We start from the raw sequence: 19,429 nt of genomic DNA on the forward strand, positions 1-19,429 counted from the left end.
CGGTGGCCGGGGTGCCGTCGCCAGCCGGGTACCCGGGCGGTCACCGGCCAATCAGCGGACGGGCCCGGCACTGGGCACGACCGAAAAGCACTCCGCTACTCGGTCACCGGTTCGGGAAGCAGCCGGGGCAGGATCGCGGCAGCGGCGGTGGCCGTCGCCGCGCAGGTTGTGGCGAGGCCCCATCCGACCGGGCCCAGCGGACGGCATCCGAAGTAGGTGCACAAACCCGGTGTCATCACCACCGCGCCGAGCACCGCGCCGCTCGCCGCCGTGGTGACCCAGACCAGCGGGCTGCGGTAGCCGGATACCAGGGTCTGCCCGAGCTGGGTGCCGATGAGCGCGACCAGGCCGATGGTGGCTGCGCGGCGTCGCGTGCCGGTCACGCGGCCCAGGGTCCAGGCGACGGATGCGCTGGTGGCCGTCGCGACGCCGCGAACGGCGAGGGTGCGCACCAGATCCGGGCCCAGATGAGCGACCGGGAGCTCGGCGAGCCGTTCGGCGGCCCGCCGCGCCTGGACCTGCGGATCGTCCGCGTCCTCCGGATCGGTGGTGTCTCGGTCGCGTGACAGCGCCAGCGCCATGGCCGGGAACATATCGGTCAGCATGTTCACCAGCAGGAACTGCCGGGTGCGCAGCGGGGCGTGGCCACTGACGGCGGTGCCGTACAGCGTGAAGGCCACTTCGCCCGCGTTGCCGCCGACCAGCACGCCGACGGCGTCGGTGACGCGCTGCCACATACCGCGCCCTTCGATGAGGGCGTGCAGCAACGCAAGCGGGTCGGGATGGGTGAGCACCATGTCGGCGGCGTTGCGGGCGGCCGTGGAACCCTGCGCCGCGAGGCCGATTCCGACGTCGGCGGTGCGGATCGCGGCGGCGTCGTTGCTGCCGTCGCCGGTCATGCCGACGACGTGCCCTGCCCGGCGCAGCGCGGCGATGATGCGCACCTTCTGTTCCGGGGCGACGCGGGCGAAGACGGTCCCGCGTTCGATCAGCTCGGCCTGCGCGGTGTCGTCCAGGCCGTCCAGGTCGGCGCCGGTGACCACCTCGCCCGGATCGATGCCCAGCTGCCTGGCCACCGACGCCGCGGTCACCGGGTGGTCGCCGGTGATCATGCGGACGCTGATGTCGTTGCGTCGCAGCGCGGTGACCAGCGGAAGGGTCTGCGGGCGTGGGGTGTCGGCCAGGCCGAGGAAGCCGAGCAGGGTGAGTCGTTCGACCGCGGCCTCCACGTCGTCGGGTGTGGTGCGCAGGTCGCGGCGAGCCACCACCAGCACCCGCAGGCCCTGCTCGGCGAGATCGCGCACCGCCTGTTCGGCGCGCTCGCGCAAGCGGTCGTCCAGGGGGCTGTCGGCGCTGCCCAGCCGCACCCTGGTGCACCGCGGCAGGACCACCTCGGGCGCGCCCTTCACGATCAGTCGCAGCTTGTTGGTGGTGTGGCCGAGCGCGGCGGCGTAACCACGGTTGGATTCGAACGGGATCTCCTCGATCGGGTCCCAGCGGCGGGCGTCGTCGCCGAGTGCCTCCTGGGCGGTTTCGACCACCGCGCGGTCGGTGGCATGCATGATCGGGCCTTCGGCGGGATCGGGGCAGGCGCGGGCCGCCGCGCGCAGCAACCGCTGGGCGTCCTCGGAGTCCGAGTCCGGCGGCCACTGCGCGTCGAGACCGGCGAGGGTGGTCAGGCGCAGGCGGCCCTCGGTGAGGGTGCCGGTCTTGTCGAAGCACAGCGTGTCCACCCGGCCCAGCGCCTCGACGGTGCGGCTGGCGCGGACCAGCACGCCGTGCCGGGAGAGCCTGCGGGCGGCCGCGAGCTGGGCCACCGTGGCCACCAGCGGAAGCCCCTCGGGCACCGCGGCGACCGCGACGGCCACGCCGTCGGCGATCGCGGTCCGCAGCGAACTGCCGCGCAGCATGCCCAACCCGGTCACGATGCCGCCGCCGGTCAGCGTCAGCGGTAGTGCCCGGTCGGTCAACCGGCGCAATTGCGCTTGCACACCGCCCTTTTCGGGTGGGATGGCACCGGCGGCCGCGCGTCCCGCCTGGGTGTCGGCGCCGACCGCGACGACCACCGCGCGACCGGTTCCGTTGACCACGGTGCTTCCCTCGAAGACCATGCAGGCGCGATCCCCCACCGCCGCGCCGGGCGTCGCGGCCACCTGCTTCGCGACGGTCACCGACTCGCCGGTGAGTCCGGATTCGTCCATCTCCAAGTCGGCGGCGTGCAGCAGCCGCGCGTCGGCGGGGACCACGTCCCCCGCCCGCAGCACGATCACGTCACCGAGCACGAGCAGGTCCGCGGGCAGGCGGCGTTCCTGCGGCTCGTCGGCGTCCAGGTCGGCGCGATCGATCACGCGGCCGGTGAGCTGCTCGCGTTCGAACAGCTGGTGCAGCGCGCCCTCCGCGCGCTGGCGCTGCCAGGCCGAGACGAGGGCGTTGACCGCGAGCACCGACGACAGCAGCACCGCGTCCGTCGGCGCGCCGAGGACGGCGGTGGCGACCGCGCCGACCCCGAGAATCGGGGTCAGCGGATCGGCCAGCTCGCGGCGCAGCTGCCGCGCGAACGACGCCGCCGAGGTGACGGCGGTCATGCCGGGGATGCGGGCGGCTCGGCTCGGCTCGGTGCGTTCCCGCACCGGAGTGGGTTCCGGCAGCCGGCTCAGTACCTCGCCGGGTTCGAGTGCGTGCCAGGGCAACAGCGGGGCGAGCGCGGCGGGCGGCTCCGTCCGCGCCGCGCGCCAGCCGCTGTAGACGCCGCTGAAGAATCCCGTGTAGTGCGCGGCCGCCATCGGCGAAGCGGCACCGCGCGCGTCGGGGGCGACGGCCAGCAGCAGGCCGCCGAGGGCGGCCGCCGACAGAGCCAGCGAGCGGCCGCGTTCGCTCACCTGACGGGCCGGAGCGACGGTAGCCAGTATCCGGTCTACCTGCGCGAGGTCGCGGCAGACCACGTCCGCGCTCCACGGCAACCGCAGCACACCGTCTTCCCGCGCGGCCAGCCCGATCGCCACGTCGGCCGTCGCCAGCGCCTTGTGCGCGCGCGAACTCACCACGGCGACCACGTGCCCGTCCTGCTGCAGGTCACGCACGAGCTTGCTCAGTGAGCGGGCCGGGGTGAGGAAGTCGTCGGACATCGACCGCAATTCGGCGGCGTCGGCGTCGGCGACGAGGATCACGCGCAGCCCGGCGCTGCGCGCTCGGCCGAGTACCGCGTGCGCGCGGCGATCGAGTTCGCGTCCGACCAGGACCCGGCCCACCGTCCTGCCGTTGTCCTGGAGCTCGCGCCATACCGGGCGGCGCGCCGCACCGCGATCCGGTTTCCCCGTTCCGGCGTGCACCAGCCGTTGGCCGTCGCCCGACGATCGCGCGTCGCCGGTGGAGCTCTCTTGGGCGTCCTCGGCCCAGAGCAGACGCTGACTCGCGCTCCAGATCTCGGCGATCGACCATCGCTCGTCGCTGGTCTCGGCGTCGAGCACCATACGGCGCGTGGTCAGCAGCGCTTCCCCGTCCACGATCAGCGCGGACAATCGATCCAGCCGCCGCCAGGCCCCGGGGTGCAGGGTGAGTGCCCCTGCCCGGCCGAGCAGCGTCGAGACCATGGCGCCGAATGCCTCGCGGCTGGCCCGCGCCGACTTCGGGGCGCCGAGTTCCAACGCGTCGGCCGCGCCGAGCAGGCCACGCCCGCCCAGCACGGCGCTGACCGCACCCGCGATCGCCCCAGCGGCGGTTTCGTCGGCGACTCGTTCGACCGGTCCGCGCGGCATCTCCACCACCCGGGAAGGCGGCGGCAGCGGGTCGCACACCTCGGTGGGGCGGCGGTCGACCTCGGGCTCCCAGCGCTGCCATTGCGCATACCTGGTCAGCGCCTCGGTCAGGGTGAAGCCGCGGTACACGGCGTCGACGACGAGATTCGCGATGCCCTCGGCAGCGCGGTTGCCCAGCGCATTGCCGACGGCGTGGGCCGCGACGAGCACCATATCCGTGCGCGGGCGGCCGAGGCGATCCTCCAGCAGTCCGCGCACCCGGGGCTGGGTGTCGACGAGCGCGGCCGCCGCGCGCAACAGCCGAGCGGGTGCGCGCAGCGGCAACACCGTCCCCGCCGCCGACAGTCCGATCGCGCACACGTCGCCCGCGAACTGGATTCCGGCCGCCAGCAAGGGTTCTCGATCGTCGGGGTATTCGCAGTCGCGCCGCCAGTCCAGGTCCTCGACCTCGGTGGCGGCTTCGACCGACTCGATGGCGTCGACGAGGGCGGGCAGGTCGGCCGCGCCGTGGGCGAGGGCGGCGACCACGCGGCCGGTCACCGCGTTCACCCGCCACCAGCGCACATCGCGGCTGCGATCGAGGGTGCGCCGTAGTGCCTGCGTGACGGCCTCGCTGCGGCCGGAGTCCAGACCGCGCACCTCGACCGTGGCGCGGTCGTCGTGCACCGTCACCCGGCGGCGGGACCGCAGCGCGTGCGGGTCGACCAAGGCGGCGAACTCGTCGCGCAGTTCCTCCTCGCGTCCCAGGTTCAGCAGCGACGCGCCCGCCCGTGCCCCCGCCGCGACCGCCTGCGCGGGCGCCTGCGCCACCTTGACGCCCAGATCGACAGCCCTCTCCACGCCGGCGCGTGCCGCCTCCGCCGCCACCGCGGTCGGCGCCTCGAGCCACCACGACGACACGACTCCGCTCAGGGAAACATTCATACTCGGCAGCTACCCCGAGGGCGACCCGGCAAACGGTCCCGAACGCGGTGCGGACAGCCGCGCTCGAGACCGGTGCGGGGTTGTGCCATCAGGTGGTGGCGGTGGGATCGAGGACGATCTTGACCGCTCCGTCCGTTTTGTGCTGGAAGATGTCATACGCCTGCGCCGCATCCGACAGCGGAAGACGATGGGTGGCAAAGGTTTCCACGCCGAGCGGATCGCCGTCCTGCAGCAGCGGCATGATGTCGCCGACCCAGCGCCGGACGTTGGCCTGTCCCATGCGCACTTGAATCTGCTTGTCGAACAGCACCCGCATCGGCAGCGGATCGAGCATGCCGCCGTAGACGCCGCTCACCGAGATCGTGCCGCCGCGGCGGACGATGTCGATGGCGGAGTTGAGCGCCGCGAGCCGGTCGACGCCCGCGGTGTCCATCACCCGCTGCGCCACGATATCGGGCAGGAACGCCGCCGACCGCTGGGCGGCGGACGCGAACGGCGACCCGTGGGCCTCCATACCGACCGCGTCGATCACCGAGTCGGTGCCGCGACCGTCGGTCCAGCCGCGGATGATGTCGCCGACCGGCTCGTCGACGGCGTCGAGATCGATGACCTCGACGCCGCGCTCGGCCACCCTGGCCAGGCGCTCGGGCACCCGATCGACACCGATCACCCGGAATCCGCGCTGGGCGGCGATGCGGCAGGCCATGTCCCCGATCGGGCCAAGGCCCAGTACCGTCACCGAGCCGCCGTCGGGGACCGCGGCGTATTCCACCGCCTGCCAGGCGGTCGGCAGCACATCGGACAGGTAGAGGAACCGCGCGTCGTCCGGGCCGTCCGGCACCGTGATGTGGGTGGCGTCGGCGTAGGGGACGCGCAGATACTCGGCCTGGCCGCCCGGCACCTGCCCGTAGAGCTTGGAGTAGCCGAAAAGCGCTGCGCCGCAGCCGTATTTGCGGACCTGCGTGGTCTCGCACTGACTGGTCAGGCCGGTGCGGCACATGTAGCAGTCGCCGCAGCTGATCTGGAACGGGACCACGACGCGGTCGCCGCGCTTCAGCTCGGTGACGTCGGAACCGGTCTCAACGACCCTTCCCATCGCTTCGTGGCCGAGCACGTCGCCGTTGCTCATGTAGGCGCCCATCACCTCGTACAGATGCAGGTCGGATCCGCAGATGCCGCTGGAGGTGACCTCGATGATCGCGTCCGTGGGCGCCTCGATCCGCGGATCGGGCACCGTCTCCACGGCGACTTTACGTCGTCCTTGCCATGTCACTGCCTTCATCCGCGCTCCTCCGGTCGGGGGGGTCGGTACCTTCCCCGACCTACCCGCGCGCCCGCGCGCGAAACGAATCCGTCGGGTTTGCCGCGCCAGCCTTGTTCGAATCGGCGGCGGCCTGCCATCCGGTCGGCTGCGCCGACCGGGCGACCGAACGTGTGCCACCGCCGATTCCGGGTAGCCGGTAGCCGTGGACCATTCACGAGCACCCCTGCTGGAAGCGCTGGCCGACTATCACCGGCTGGGCCGGTACGGATACACGCCGCCCGGGCACCGGCAAGGACGCGGCACCGACGAACGCGTCCTGGAGGTGATCGGACGAGACGCCTTCGGATCCGACGTTCTGGCCACCGCAGGTCTCGACGACCGCTTGTCCCGCCACGGCTATCTCGCGCGCGCCGAGGCGCTCATGGCCGACGCGGTCCGGGCCGAAACGGCGTTCTTCTCCACCTGCGGCAGTTCGTTGTCGGTCAAGGCGGCCATGATGGCGGTCGCGGGCGGACACGACGGCGGCCTCCTAGTGCCGCGGGACAGTCACAAATCCATCGTCGCGGGACTCATCTTCTCCGGCGTGCAACCGCACTGGATCGTCCCCCGCTGGGATGCCGAGCGGCACTTCGCGCATCCGCCGTCACCGCAGCAGGTGCGCCAGGCGTGGGAGGAGCACCCCGACGCCTCGGGCGCGCTGATCGTGAGTCCGAGCCCGTACGGCACCTGCGCGGATATCGCGGCCATCGCCGACATCTGCCATGAACGCGGCAAGCCACTGATCGTCGATGAGGCGTGGGGCGCGCATCTGCCGTTCCACGAGGACCTGCCGACCTGGGCGATGGACGCGGGCGCGGATGTCTGCGTGGTCAGCGTGCACAAGATGGGCGCCGGATTCGAACAGGGCTCGGTGTTCCACCTGCAAGGCGATCTCGTCGATCCGATCCGGCTCAGCGAATGCGCCGACCTGCTGATGACCACCAGCCCGAACGTGCTGATCTACGCGGCGATGGACGGCTGGCGTCGGCAGATGGTCGAACACGGGCACGAGTTGCTCGGTGAAGCCTTGCGGGTCGCCGAGCACGCCAGGCGGCAGTTGGAGGAGATCCCCGGAATCGCGGTGCTCGACGACGAACTGCTCGGTGTCGAAGCCTCCCATGATCTCGATCGCCTGCAGGTCCTGATGGATCTGTCCGGCACCGGGGCCAGCGGCTATCAGGCGGCGGACTGGCTGCGGCAGCACCGCCGCCTCGACATGGGCCTCGCCGACCACCGCCGGTTGCTGGCCACGCTGTCCCTCGGCGACGACAAAGGCACCATCGACACCCTGATCGACGGAATCCGGGCATGGCGCGAGCAATTGACCGAGCCCGCGCCCGCGCGCATCGCGCTGCCCGCACCCACCGACCTGCAACTGGACAGTGTGATGCTGCCTCGCGACGCGTTCTTCGGCCCCGTCGAGACGGTGCCCGCCGACGACGCGGTGGGCCGGATCGCGGCCGAGCAGCTCACCCCGTACCCGCCCGGTGTTCCGGTGGTCATTCCCGGCGAGGTGATCGACCGAGCCGTCGTCGACTATCTGCGCAGCGGACTGGACGCGGGCATGAACGTGCCGGACGCCGCCGATTCGCGGTTGCGCACGATTCGTGTCGTCGCCCGCGCGTGATCCGAATCAGCTCTGCCGTCAGGAGGTTTCACCATGGCCGTTCCGGTCGCCGTCGCACTCGTGTGCACCCTGAAGAAGTCACCCGCCGAGTCCAGCAGCGACCTGATCGCCCGGCAAGTGCTCGACGCGCTGGCCGAGCACGGCGTGCGGGGCACGGCGCTGCGCGTGGTGGACCACGATGTGTTTCCCGGGGTCCGCGCCGACGAGGGGCCCGGCGACCAGTGGCCACTGATCCGTGAGCGCATCGCCGCGGCCGACATCCTGCTGGTCGCGACGCCGACCTGGGTGGGGCACATGTCGTCGGTGGCGCAGCGCGTGCTGGAGCGGTTGGACGCCGAGCTGTCCGAGACCGACGACGAGGGCAGGCCCGCGATGACCGGCAAGGTCGGCACCGTCGCGGTGGTCGGCAACGAGGACGGTGCGCACAAGATCGTCGCCGATCTGTATCAGGGGCTCAACGACATCGGCTTCACCATCCCGGCGCAGGGCTGCACCTACTGGAACGACCAAGCCATGGGCGGCACCGACTACCGCGAGCTCGAGTCGGTGCCCAAGGCGGTGGCCTCGGCGACCGCGACGCTCGCCAGGAACGCCGCCCACCTGGCCGGGGTGCTGCGCGCGCAGCAGTATCCGCCCGCCGACTGAAGGCGGCGGGCGGGTACGGGCGCGCGATCGCCCGGTTCAGGCCAGGACCGCGTCGACGGCCTTCTTCAGCGCGGAAGGCTGCGCGGGCGAGGTCGGCGCCTTCTTCCGGAGCTCTTGCATCCGCGCTCCGATTTCCTGAAGTTGCTTGCGGCCGAGACGCTCTCGCACCGCCGGGAACCACTCGTTCTCTTCCTCGTCGATGTGGTGGTCGACATTCTCGATCAGGACGGTGGCTTTCGCGGTGAAGTGCTCGTCCTCGGGCTTCATCGTCGCGAGTTCCCCGGCGAGCAGGTCGGCGACGTGATGCTCCTCGAACGACTCGAGGATGTCTTCTTCCAGTTCCGGGACGAGTTTGCGGACCTCGGGGTACATGCACTCGTTCTCCAGATACGTGTGCACCGTGAGCGCCTCGATGATCTTGTCCACCACAGAACCCTTGGCGGCGTCGGAACCGGCCTTCTCGAATTCTCGGAAGAGCTTGCGAATCGCCTTGTGATCGTCGCGCAACAGCACGATCGCGTCGGTGCTCATCGTCTTTCTCCTTGCCTGGGGAGTGTTTCAGGGGCTGGCATCTGGCGACATTCCCGCCGCCGCGGCGCCGAAACTGGGCCCATGCCATGCGGTGACCGCCCGATCGCGTCGTATCGTGAGCGGAACCGGCAGTGCAGAAGGGGACGGAAATGGCATACGCCGACGAGCGCGCACACGAACTGGCGGAACTGGCGCGGCGGACCGGGATCACCGTGGCGGTCGCGGAATCGCTGACCTCGGGCAGGCTGGCCGCCACGCTCGGCGCGGCACCCGATTCGGCCACCTGGTTCCGCGGCGGCGTCGTGGCCTACAGCGCGGAGGTCAAACGCACCGTGCTCGGTGTGCCCGACGGGCCGGTGGTGTCGCGGCCCGCGGCGGAGGCGATGGCCGAGGGAGTGCGCTCGCTGCTGAAATCCGTTGCCGCGGTGGCGGTCACCGGAGTCGGGGGCCCGGATCCGCAGGACGGCGAACCGGCCGGATCGGTCTGGTTCGCGGTGGCCACCGACCACGACGTGCACGCCTGGCACCGCCAGTTCGACGGCGGACCGGAGGACGTGCTCGAGCAGACCATCGCCAGCGCCGTGGAGTGGCTGCTCGCGACGGCCCGCGACCTGCCCGATCCGTCGCCGTGAGATCCGGTCACGAACGACAATGCTTGCGATGACTGGTGTCGCAGAGCGGATAATTCTTCGAACGCCGGCACAGGCACAGCGCGACCGCGAACCGGTCGCAGCGGATCGTTCGGCCGTCCGCGGTGACCACTTCGACGGGGCCCTCGATCAAGGCGGGACCGTCGGCGGTGAACGTCACCCGCCGACGCTCACGGTCGGATTCGATCGGCACGGATCACCACCAGATCTTCCATTCTCTGGCCGGGCTCGATCAGCCCGGCGGAGGCCAGCCAGTCCGCGCGGCGGCGCAGGACGGGCCCGAACGGCACGGTCGCCCGGGCGACGATGGCGGCCTTCAATTCGTTCTCCCGCAACTGGGCGAGAGTCTCATCCGGGTCACACAACGCCGAATGCACGATCAACGCCATGCCGCGCGGTTTCAGCAGCGCAGGCAACGCCGCGCACAGCCGGTCGAGCACGGCCCGGCCCCGGGTCCCGGCGTTCCACGCCCGCGCCGAGCCACGGTAGGCGGCGCCTTCGGGAGCGGGCACATACGGCGGGTTGGCCACCACCAGATCGAATCGGCGCCGGCCGAGCACCGTTGCGAAATCACCGCGCAGCACCTCCACGTCGATCCCGCGGACACGGCAGTTCAACCAGGCCGACACGGCCGCGGCACGGGAGACGTCCACCGCCGTCACCGTCGCCGCTCCCGCCCGCGCGGCCGCGACCGACAGAGCGCCGGTACCGGTGCACACATCCAACGCCTCCGCACCGCGCGGCACACCCGCCTCCGACAGGGCACGAACCAGCAGCCACGTGTCCAGCTGCGGTCGATAAACCCCCGGGACTCGGAACAACATCACAGTCGACGGATAGCCCAGATAAGGCCGCTCAATCGCGGGAGCCGCGCGGTTGTCCCTCGATATCCCGCAACGAACTGCGGCCCGCGCGCCAGCATTCCAGCAGGTGGTCGGCGAAGCGGTCCTCGAGCAGATTCGTCGCCTGGATACCGAAAACCACCGACTCGGTCAGCTCGGGTTCGTCCGCGAGCAGGCTGCCGATCACGCCGGTGCGCATGACCTGCTCGTGCACGGCGTCGGCCTCCACGTGCTCGCGATAGAACAGCACGCACGCCGCGTCGGCGTCCAAGCGCCCCAATGCCTCCACCATGCGCTGCGCCCCCGGCGGCGAGGTGATCTCCACGGTGGCGAAGTGACCGACCAGCGCCCCGCGCAGCGATCGATGCAGGCCGAACAGCGACATCATGTTCACCAGCGCGAGCATCGGGACCGGCACCACATCCAGGTAGTGCAGATACTCGGCGTTCAGCCCGGCACCGGCCAGCAGATCGGCATACAGCCGCGCGTGCACGCGCTCGCCTCGCCCGCCACCGAACTCGTCGAATTCGACCGCCACCAGCGAGGCCTTGGCTTGGCCGCGCAATCGCGGAATCACCCACGCGTACGGATCGGCTTCCTTGTGGTGATAGATCGAGCGGTGCACGAAGTACTCGCGCATCTGCCACCATTCGCCTTCGTCGCGCAGGAAGCGGCTGGGTCCGGCCGGGTCGGGCGGTGTCACGAGCAGGTGGTCGAGTTCCGCGTCGAGATCCACTCCGCCTGACACGTCGTCCTGCAGCGCGCGCTGGAACCGCTGTTCCATCGCCGCGCGCAGTCCCAGCAGGCCCGGGTCCCACTCCCATCCCGGATCCACCGCCGCGAACCCGTGGTAATGCAGTTCATAGCAGGTGTGCAGGGCCAGGTGCAGGTCCTCGCCGTACGGGTCGGCCGAACCCAGCCGGGGCACCGACCGGCCCGGTGTCCCGCGCAGCAGCTCCACCACCGCGTGCGACAACTCGCCGCGCGGCCGGGGCAGCTTCTGCGACGGGGCATCCGTAGTGACCGTCATGGTGGTCGCGTACCCCGGTTCTGCGCCGCTACGCGTGGGCCTTCTTGTACGCCTCGACCACTTCGGCGGCTATCCGACCGCGGGCCGAGACGTCGATGCCGTTTTTGCGCGCCCATTCCCGGATGACCGTGGCCTGTTCCCGATCGGTTGCCGAGCGCGGTGTAACGCCACGGCCCCGGCGCGTGCGGCCGACCTTGCGCGCGTATGGAACCCACTGCTCGAAGAATTCGCGCAACTGACCGGCATTGTCCGCCGACAAGTCCATCTCGTAGGCCACGCCATCCAAGGCGAAAGACACCGTTTCCTCGGCCTGAGACTTGCCGTCGTAGTCATCGACCAGTGTCACGACGACCTTGCGTGCCATAGAGATAATCCCTTCACGGTTACCGAGCGCGTGTAGTCGAAAACTATCGTAGCCAGTAGATAACAGATCAGTTCCGGGCCAGGAACAGGGGGGTCCCTAACGCTCGCTTCTCGGCTATGACCAGGCGCCTGCCGCGGCGGCCCGAGCGGCATAGGCGTCGAAATCCACCGGTTCGCGTCCGAGTACTCGCTGCACTCCATCGCCGGGTCGCGGCGAATGCCCGGCGCGCATGACCGCGAACATCGCGTCGAGGTCCGCGGCGACGTCCTCGGGCAGCCCCTCGGCCAGCAACTCGGCCCGGTACTCCTCCGGCGTGAGCTCCACGTAGCGAATGGGTCGGCCCGAAAACGAGCGACCGCAACAGGTGCGGATGGCACACCGTAATCGTGCGCGTGCGAGGATCATTCGTTTCCACCGACAGGCCCGGATGGCCGGAGCCGACAGGTATGACGCCGACCGTAAACATGGTGCCTGTGGTCGGGACGTATCAGGTACGGAACAAAGTGTCGCAACGGCTGCTCGACGCGCTGCCGCCCGTCGTTGTGGTGCCCGACGGCGACGACTGCGCATCGGTGCGTGATTTCCTGGACGCGCGGCTCGCCGCACGCCTACCGGCAGCAGGTCGTCCTGGATCGTCTCCTCGACTGGCTGCTGGTCTGCACGCTGCGGGAGTGGTTCGAGCAACCGCAAGCCGTCGCGCCGGGCTGGTACCGCGCGATGAACGACGACGCGATCGCATCGGCGCTGCGGGCAATGCATTCCGCGCCGCACCAGCCATGGACACTGGCGGCCCTCGCCGCGAAGCCGGGGTGTCGCGCACGACCCTGGCCAAGCGCTTCACCGAGCTGGTGGGCGAACCGCCGCTGACCTACCTGACCGAGTGGCGGATGACGTCGGCCGCCGATCTGCTGACCGCGTCCACCGAGACCGTCGCCGCGGTGGCACGCCAGGTCGGATACGCGGACGCGTTCGGCTTCAGCGCGGCGTTCAAACGCTTCCACGGGGTGAGCCCCAGCCGGTACCGCGAAACCTGCCGCATGGACGCCGAGTGCGTCGGCACGGAATGCTCACCCGCATAGACCGCCATCCCACTGCTGGCCCCGACCGGCCGCGTGCGCGCACCGCAGTCGCGCACGGTCATGCCGACAGGTCGGCGGATTCGGCTCGGGCCATCTTCACCAGTGCCGCGTGCAGCGTTTTCGCCAACTCACCGGCGCGATCCCCGCGCAACACCACCTCGGTGAAGCCCTCGACCAACGCCCGTCCCGGGTCGAGCAGACCGTGCCCACCGCCACCGCCGCGCAGCGACTCGGCGACCAGGGCTCGCATCGCCTCCTGACGAGCCCGGAAGCCGCCCGCGACATCCAGCGCACCGGCGAATTCACGCACGAGCGCCAGGTACACCGGGCGCTCGGCTGCCCCGCGTCTGCGTCGTCTGCGCCGCGCCTGCGCCGGTACCGCTCCTGGGAGCAAGGCCGAACTGTCGAGCACGATCCACAGCGCCGGGTCCCCCGGTGTCTCGGTTTGCGAGGGACGATTTCGCACCGAGCGAGAATTCGTGTCGTCGCGCCTTTCGGTGATCTCGATGCCGCGTAGCGGAATCGGATACTTCCCCAGCAAGTCGTCCAAAGCGGAGGCGATCTCGCGAACAGTCTGGGCATCGATACTCGCCGTCTCGAACCCGATGACCTCCAGGCTGTGCCGGGTCGCCATTTCCCGGACAACCCGTGCGGCCTCCGACTCGGGATCGGTGCCGGGCTGGGGAACGGACGCGGACTCCACGAGCGGACCGGGCTGCGGAACAGACCCCAACTCCACATCGATGCTCGGCCGCGAAACAGGCCCTGAATCCACGCCCGTGCTGAGCGGCGAACCAACTGCCGACCCCACAACTGTGCCAGGCACAGACATCGACTCCACAGGCGCGCCAGGCCGCGAAACAGTCCCCGGCCCTACAGCAGTGCCAGGACTGGAAACAGACCCCGAATCGACAACGGCGCCAGGCGACAAATCGGACGTTGACTCGACAACGGAGCCAGGCGGCGAAACAGCCCCCGACTCCGCAACCACACCGGGCTGTGCAACGGACCCCAACCCCACAGCAACACCCGGCCGCACAACAGGCCCCGACCCCACAACCGTGCCAGACCCGGAAACAGACCCCGAATCGACAACGGGGCTGGGCGGCGAATTCGATGCTGACTCGGCAACGGCGGTAGGCGGCAAAACAGATCCCGACTCGGCAACCGCGCCGGGCGGTGGACCGGACCCCAACCCCACAGCAACATCCGGCCGCGGAACAGACCCCGTCTCCACGACTGTGCTGCCCCGCGAACCAGGCCCCGAGTTCGCGGGCCGAGCTTCGGGCTGTTGACGGGCCCTCAGCGGAAGCTCGGTGGACTGGCCGATATCCCGTACGCGGGGCGCGGATACTCGCGCCGGTGTGGTCGATACCGATGGGAAAGGTCTGATGGTGCGCTGCGACCAGGGTGTGTCCGCCGCCGCTCTTCGAGACCATGGGGTAGGCATAGCCTTACGGACGGAGGCGGCGTGCTGCCCTGATACATCGTGCGGGTCGTGAGCCGTCCTATCGGTAGAGATAGGCGGCTGCCTCGCCTCCGCTCGGCCCGACGCAGGACTGAGGACGAACTCCGTCCCGCCGCGCCCATCCTGCGGCTGCCCGGCCTCCGCTCGGCCTGGCGTGACGGTGGGGGCGGACTCTGTGCCGCGGCGCCCAGTAGGAGTTCCGGCGTGCCGCTCGCTCGAGTACGCTTCCGCGGATGCGATAGCGGCCTTCAGCTCGCCGACCACGCGGGAGGCGTCGGCGATGAGCCCCTCCAGCGTCGACACCATCGCGCGGAGTTCGCCCGTATCGATCCGCGGCGGCTGACTCACCGATGTCTCCTGCTTGTCGTTACACCGGTCAGGTCCTGTCGCGGTGCGCTGGCCTGCGCCGACACTCTGATCCCGGATTGCCGTACAGCGGAGTGTGGTGCGTTCTATTTTCGCTCGGATCCGCCGAGCCTCCCCGGGTTGGGAAGACCGATTCGAGCGGGACGAGGCGCACCTGGGGGGCTAACAGTTACCGAGCCGCTATCGGCCAGCATGGGACCGCGGCTCCAAGTCGGTGCTCGGCGCAGCCCAAGCCGTACAAAGTCCTGCTGGCCGGTCGGCGGGCGCGTCAGCGGCGTCGGCAGGTGCGTCCGCGACGTCGGCGGGTGCCCAGCGGACCCGTCCCCGCAGGGCGGCAACCGCCGCGGTTACCGCCCTGCCATCCCGTATCGGCGGACGCATCCATGACCGGAACGAAAACGATTGCGGGACAAGGGAACACACTTTGCCGCAGGTTGGCTACGATGGAAGGGTGCGGATCGGAGTCGGGCTCTCCACCGCGCCCGAGGCGCGGAAGGCGGGCATGGAAGCCGCCGCGGACGCGCGCGACCAGCTCGCGGGCGAGGCCCCGGCGCTCGCCGTGCTGCTCGCGTCACGGGCGCATGCCGAGGACGCCGCGGCCGTGCTGGCCGGTGTCCACCGGACCGTCCGGGTGCCCGCTCTGGTCGGTTGCGTGGCGCAGGCGGTGGTCGCGGGACGCCGCGAGATCGAGGACGAGCCCGCGGTCGCGGTGTGGCTGGCCTCCGGTCTGCCCGCGGAGACATTCCGGCTGGACTTCGTCCGCACCGCGACCGGTGGACTGCTCGCCGGCTACCGCTTCGACAAGGACGCACGCGACTTCCACCTGCTCCTGCCGGACCCGTACTCGTTCCCGGCCGACGCGTTGCTCGAGCACCTGAACGCCGACCTGCCCGGCACCATCGTGATGGGCGGGCTGGTCAGCGGCGGACAGTATCCGGCAGGCAGCAGGCTGTTCCTCGACCATGACGTGGTGACCTCCGGCGCGGTCGGTGTGCGGCTGCCCGGCCTGCGCGGAGTCCCGATCGTGTCGCAGGGCTGCCGGCCCATCGGGTACCCCTACATCGTCACCGCCGCGCAGGGCGAGCTGATCACCGAGCTCGGCGGCCGACCGCCGATCGTGCGACTGCGCGAGATCATCGACGTGCTGCCTCCCGATCAGCAGGAGCTGCTGGCCAACGGCTTGCAGATCGGCATCGTGGTGGACGAGCATCTGGCCGCGCCGGGGCAGGGTGATTTCCTGATCCGCGGCATCCTCGGCGCCGACCCGTCCAGCGGCGCGATCGAGATCGGCGAGGCCGTCGAGATCGGCACGACCGTCCAGTTCCAGGTTCGGGACGCGATCGGAGCGGACAAGGATCTGCGAGCGGCCCTGGCCCGGGTCAGCGCGGACCTGCCCGGGCGTGCGGCCGGTGCGTTGCTGTTCACCTGCAACGGACGCGGCCGGAGGATGTTCGGGGTCGCGGATCACGACGCCACGACGATCGAGGACTTGCTGGGCGGCATTCCGCTCGCGGGTTTCTTCGCCGCGGGCGAGATCGGGCCCATCGCGGGCCGCAACGCGCTGCACGGATTCACGGCGTCGCTGGCGCTGTTCGTGGAATGACCGTCGACATCCGCGTCTACGCCGAGCTGAACGACTTCCTGCGGCCCGACGAGCGATACACCGTGCTGCGCCGCCCGTTCCGGCCGCACCAGACCGTGAAGGACCTCATCGAGGCCGCGGGCATCCCGCACACCGAGGTGGACCTGGTCCTGGTCGACGGACAGCCGGTGGACTTCGGCCATCACCCACGGATCGGCGACCGGATCAGCGCGTATCCGGTGTTCGAAACCCTGGACATCGGCGAGGTGACGAAGGTCCGCCCGCACCCGCTGCGTGAGCCGCGTTTCGTCGCCGACGTCAATCTCGGCGGGCTGGCCAAGCTGATGCGGCTGATGGGCCTGGACGTGCACTGCCGATGGAACGCCGAGGACGCCGAGCTCGCCGAGGTGTCCGCCGCCCAGCACCGGATCCTGCTCACCCGAGACCGCGGACTGCTGAAGCGGCGCAACGTCACGCACGGGGTGTACATCCGGTCAGACCAGCCAGTCGAGCAAGTCGTCGAGGTGATCCGGCGGCTGGATCTGGTTGCGCGGCTTGCGCCGTTCACCCGTTGCCTGCGCTGCGGCGGACCGGTCGCCGAGGTGGCCAAAGCCGATGTCGAAGACCGGCTGCAACCGCTCACCCGCCGCTATTACGACACCTTCCGCCAGTGCCGCGACTGCGGGCGGATCTACTGGCCGGGCTCACACCAGGCCCGCCTCAGCGCGACGGTGGACCGGATCCGAGCCGCGCTGGACCGCGTCTGAGCGGTGCGGCGGGGCGCCGCGGCAGCCCTTGGTTTCGGCGGCCCACCTTGCCGAAAGGTGGGCTACGACGCCTCGGCTGCTGTGGTGTGCGTGGTGGCGAGGATGGTCCTGGCGACCAGCTCGGGATCATCGATCATCGGGACGTGACCCACCCCGGCCAGGAGGGAGAAAACCGCCTCCGGCAGCCGAGTTCGGGCTATCGGTCCATGGATCTGCGCGGGAAGCACCCGATCGTTCTGCGACCAGGCCACCGTGATCGGGCACGGCAGCGGGTCGAGGGAGGCGACGTATTCGTCGGTGCCGAGCAGGTCGGCGGTGACGGCGCAGCCCAGCAGGTCGCGTAAGACGGTGACGGCTTGCGCCGGGGTGATGCGATCGCCGTGCACCGCGATGTTGCGCAACGCCACTCGCCGGACCACCGCGCTGCGCAGTCCCAACGGTGCGAGGAATCCCAGCAGGCGGCCGGTGGCCGCCTCCCGGGCGATCCGGCGGCTCGCGACCGACTGGTTCCTGTTGCCGGAATCCCAGAACCCCGCGGGCGACAGCGCGCAGACGGTTTCCGCGCGGCCGCGGCGGGCCAGTTCGATCGCCATCCAGCCACCCAGCGAATTGCCCGCGATGTGCGCGCGGCGCAAACCGAGCGCGTCGAGACGGCGCTCGATGTCGTCCACCAAGTGCTCGACCCGCGCCGGACGCCGCAGGGCTGGCGGTCCACCCCGATGGCCGAGGGCGGTCGGGGTGATCACCTCGTGCCGCGCGGCCAGCAGAGGTGTGACGTCCTCCCACACCCGCTCCGACATGGTGACACCGTGCAGAAGTACAAGCGGGGGTTTGCCGGCCATTGGCGTCCTTCGATTTTCGTAGGGATGACGAAGGGTGGATACCACAACCGAGTCAGCGGCGAGAGCGGAAACCCCGACTCGGCCGAGAGGTTACGCGGATCTGTCGTTGTGCGCGAAACCGTGTTCCCCACACCGCTGGTCACCGCGACAGCTCACGGCGGCATCTGCGCTCAGTTCCACCTTGACGTCCGACAGCGCCTCGGCGAGAGCGTTGAGTTTGACCTGCATCGCGTAGGTGGCCCGGCTGTGCATGTTGTGCAGCAGCGCGACCAGCACGAACGTGACGATCGTCGTCGCGGTGGTGAGCAGCCGCGGCCAGCCGTCGACGTCGCGGCCGAACAGTAGACTCACCGCCGCCGTCAGCACCAACCCGACGATCAGCACGAAGAACAACCCCTTCGACACCACCGTGCCCGCCGCCGCGGCGACGTCGTCGAACACCGACGCCGGTCGCATCACCTCCGCCGGGATCATCACCACTCGCATCGCGGACTGCTTGGTATGGTTGCCCACCGCAGAACCCCTTCCCATCGCCACGCCGCGGTATCTCCGCACTGTTTCGCACCCGCACCCGCACCGATAACCGACCGAGCCGCGGCGATCGCCGCGCACGCGATCTCGCCCGCCGGGTTCCGGCAAGCGCCACAAGACATTCGGTGCCGCGCCGCGCCAGGCTGGGTCCACATCACACCGAATCGCACGCCCGGCCTCGGCGACTACATCACCGATGCGGTGGACTCCGGCGTCGGCTCGGCAGGACTGTCGGCCACGGGCAGGGCGCCGCCGTGCGGAAGCGGCCTAACGCCAACCCGAGTTCGTTGCCGTGCACCGCTTTCCATCCGCGGTGGGCGCCCTGGGACGCAGTCCGACCCGACCGGGCCTTCGATCGAGTCACGGCTGAGTTCGTCCGGGCATGGGCCGAGCCATGGCGATGGCGGATTCGGTGATGTCGCGTAGGCGTCGGCGCCCCGACACAGTCAGGCACGAATCGCTCGACGACCCGAACGTTCGAACCGTCGGCAGACGCGGGACCACGACGCGGCCGAAGTCGGACTCGAGCTGCGCCGAGCCGACCTCGACCGCGTCCCCGCACCCGCAGACCCAGCTAGTGGGACGGTGCCGCGGGTGTTCGCCCCGTCACGCCTTCTCGCCCGGCGACGCCTTCTCGCCCGGTCAGGCCTTCCGACCCGGCCGGGGTGTCCGGCCGCCAGGTCGCGATCGCCCAGATCACCACGATGTTGAGGGCGATGACGAGAATGGACCAGGCCGGGTAGTACGGCAGCCACATGAAGTTTCCGATGATCGACAAGGCGGCCAGGCAGATCGCCGTAACCCGGGCCCAGGTTGCGCCGGTCATCAAACCCAGCGCGGCGATGATCAGCAGGATCCCGAGCACGATATGGATCCAACCCCATGCCGTGGTGTCGAACTTGTAGACGTAATCCGTGCCCACGATGTACAGCTCGTCCTCGGCGACGGCGGAAATACCCTCGAAGACCGACAGCACGCCGACGGTGAGCAGCAGAATCGCGGCCGCTATCGATGTGCCCGCCGCGATGCCACGGCGCACGGGGTGTTGTTCCGGTGCGGTCATATGCGTCATCGGTCGCCCCTTTCTGGGAAGTAATGGACGCATGTCGAATCTCCACCACGC

The 19,429-nt window shown here is 70.2% G+C and carries 17 protein-coding genes and 1 pseudogene; 6 read left to right on the top strand and 12 right to left on the bottom strand.

What is annotated here, in order from left to right; translation table 11 throughout:
• Positions 1-95: 95 nt before the first annotated feature.
• Positions 96-4,679 carry a cation-translocating P-type ATPase gene (locus ON34_RS13515; RefSeq protein WP_063821674.1) on the bottom strand — a complete coding sequence of 1,528 codons (4,584 nt, stop codon included), beginning with the start codon at positions 4,677-4,679 and terminating at the stop codon, positions 96-98.
• A gap of 88 nt (positions 4,680-4,767) precedes the next feature.
• Positions 4,768-5,961: an alcohol dehydrogenase catalytic domain-containing protein gene (locus ON34_RS13520; protein WP_040779240.1), complete on the bottom strand. Its 1,194-nt coding sequence runs from the start codon at positions 5,959-5,961 to the stop codon at positions 4,768-4,770.
• Between the two features lie 184 nt (positions 5,962-6,145).
• On the opposite strand from ON34_RS13520, the gene ON34_RS13525 reads away from it, so the two are divergent.
• Together ON34_RS13525 and ON34_RS13530 are read left to right on the top strand one after the other, a co-directional pair.
• Positions 6,146-7,609, top strand: coding sequence for an aminotransferase class I/II-fold pyridoxal phosphate-dependent enzyme (locus ON34_RS13525; RefSeq protein ID WP_040779243.1), 1,464 nt, complete (start codon positions 6,146-6,148; stop codon positions 7,607-7,609).
• Between the two features lie 33 nt (positions 7,610-7,642).
• Positions 7,643-8,254 carry a flavodoxin family protein gene (locus tag ON34_RS13530; protein ID WP_040779246.1) on the top strand — a complete coding sequence of 204 codons (612 nt, stop codon included), beginning with the start codon at positions 7,643-7,645 and terminating at the stop codon, positions 8,252-8,254.
• Between the two features lie 36 nt (positions 8,255-8,290).
• On the opposite strand, the gene ON34_RS13535 is transcribed toward ON34_RS13530, so the two are convergent.
• The gene (locus ON34_RS13535; protein ID WP_040779249.1) at positions 8,291-8,785 is read right to left on the bottom strand and encodes a hemerythrin domain-containing protein; all 495 of its coding nucleotides are present in this window, start codon (positions 8,783-8,785) and stop codon (positions 8,291-8,293) included.
• Positions 8,786-8,934: 149 nt separating this feature from the next.
• Here ON34_RS13535 and ON34_RS13540 point away from each other — a divergent pair, with 149 nt between their 5' ends.
• Positions 8,935-9,417, top strand: a complete 483-nt coding sequence (locus ON34_RS13540) for a CinA family protein (protein WP_040779252.1) — start codon at positions 8,935-8,937, stop codon at positions 9,415-9,417.
• A 7-nt stretch (positions 9,418-9,424) separates the two neighbouring features.
• Here ON34_RS13540 and ON34_RS13545 read toward each other — a convergent pair whose 3' ends face one another.
• From ON34_RS13545 to ON34_RS13565, 5 genes are all read right to left on the bottom strand, one after another.
• Positions 9,425-9,628 carry a CDGSH iron-sulfur domain-containing protein gene (locus ON34_RS13545; protein ID WP_040779255.1) on the bottom strand — a complete coding sequence of 68 codons (204 nt, stop codon included), beginning with the start codon at positions 9,626-9,628 and terminating at the stop codon, positions 9,425-9,427.
• Positions 9,606-10,259 carry a HemK2/MTQ2 family protein methyltransferase gene (locus ON34_RS13550; RefSeq protein ID WP_083889397.1) on the bottom strand — a complete coding sequence of 218 codons (654 nt, stop codon included), beginning with the start codon at positions 10,257-10,259 and terminating at the stop codon, positions 9,606-9,608. The genes ON34_RS13545 and ON34_RS13550 overlap by 23 nt, the downstream gene beginning before the upstream one ends.
• Before the next feature lie 31 nt (positions 10,260-10,290).
• Positions 10,291-11,307: an iron-containing redox enzyme family protein gene (locus tag ON34_RS13555; RefSeq protein WP_040779261.1), complete on the bottom strand. Its 1,017-nt coding sequence runs from the start codon at positions 11,305-11,307 to the stop codon at positions 10,291-10,293.
• A 28-nt stretch (positions 11,308-11,335) separates the two neighbouring features.
• Positions 11,336-11,671: a histone-like nucleoid-structuring protein Lsr2 gene (locus ON34_RS13560; protein ID WP_040779264.1), complete on the bottom strand. Its 336-nt coding sequence runs from the start codon at positions 11,669-11,671 to the stop codon at positions 11,336-11,338.
• Positions 11,672-11,785: 114 nt separating this feature from the next.
• Complete coding sequence (locus ON34_RS13565) at positions 11,786-11,995, bottom strand: hypothetical protein (RefSeq protein ID WP_040779267.1); 210 nt, start codon at positions 11,993-11,995, stop codon at positions 11,786-11,788.
• Positions 11,996-12,117: 122 nt separating this feature from the next.
• Between ON34_RS13565 and ON34_RS34580 the strand changes: the two genes are divergently transcribed.
• Complete coding sequence (locus tag ON34_RS34580) at positions 12,118-12,750, top strand: helix-turn-helix domain-containing protein (protein WP_218003887.1); 633 nt, start codon at positions 12,118-12,120, stop codon at positions 12,748-12,750.
• Between the two features lie 58 nt (positions 12,751-12,808).
• On the opposite strand, the gene ON34_RS13575 is transcribed toward ON34_RS34580, so the two are convergent.
• The gene (locus ON34_RS13575; protein WP_157172292.1) at positions 12,809-13,453 is read right to left on the bottom strand and encodes a hypothetical protein; all 645 of its coding nucleotides are present in this window, start codon (positions 13,451-13,453) and stop codon (positions 12,809-12,811) included.
• Between the two features lie 1,582 nt (positions 13,454-15,035).
• Between ON34_RS13575 and ON34_RS13585 the strand changes: the two genes are divergently transcribed.
• Entirely contained in the window at positions 15,036-16,187 is a 1,152-nt protein-coding gene (locus ON34_RS13585) for an FIST signal transduction protein (RefSeq protein ID WP_040779276.1), read from the top strand.
• Positions 16,184-16,933: a Mut7-C RNAse domain-containing protein gene (locus ON34_RS13590; protein WP_040779279.1), complete on the top strand. Its 750-nt coding sequence runs from the start codon at positions 16,184-16,186 to the stop codon at positions 16,931-16,933. Before ON34_RS13585 ends, ON34_RS13590 begins: the two co-directional genes overlap by 4 nt.
• 62 nt (positions 16,934-16,995) lie before the next feature.
• Here ON34_RS13590 and ON34_RS13595 read toward each other — a convergent pair whose 3' ends face one another.
• The 3 genes and pseudogenes from ON34_RS13595 to ON34_RS13605 all read right to left on the bottom strand — a co-directional run.
• Positions 16,996-17,775: an alpha/beta fold hydrolase gene (locus ON34_RS13595; protein ID WP_040779282.1), complete on the bottom strand. Its 780-nt coding sequence runs from the start codon at positions 17,773-17,775 to the stop codon at positions 16,996-16,998.
• Between the two features lie 90 nt (positions 17,776-17,865).
• Positions 17,866-18,288: a low affinity iron permease family protein gene (locus ON34_RS13600; protein WP_051022499.1), complete on the bottom strand. Its 423-nt coding sequence runs from the start codon at positions 18,286-18,288 to the stop codon at positions 17,866-17,868.
• Positions 18,289-18,982: 694 nt separating this feature from the next.
• Positions 18,983-19,378, bottom strand: a pseudogene (locus ON34_RS13605) (DUF7144 family membrane protein); the annotation flags it as partial.
• Positions 19,379-19,429 lie beyond the last annotated feature (51 nt).

The organism is Nocardia pneumoniae NBRC 100136 (assembly GCF_000308755.1).
GTDB lineage: Bacteria > Actinomycetota > Actinomycetes > Mycobacteriales > Mycobacteriaceae > Nocardia > Nocardia pneumoniae.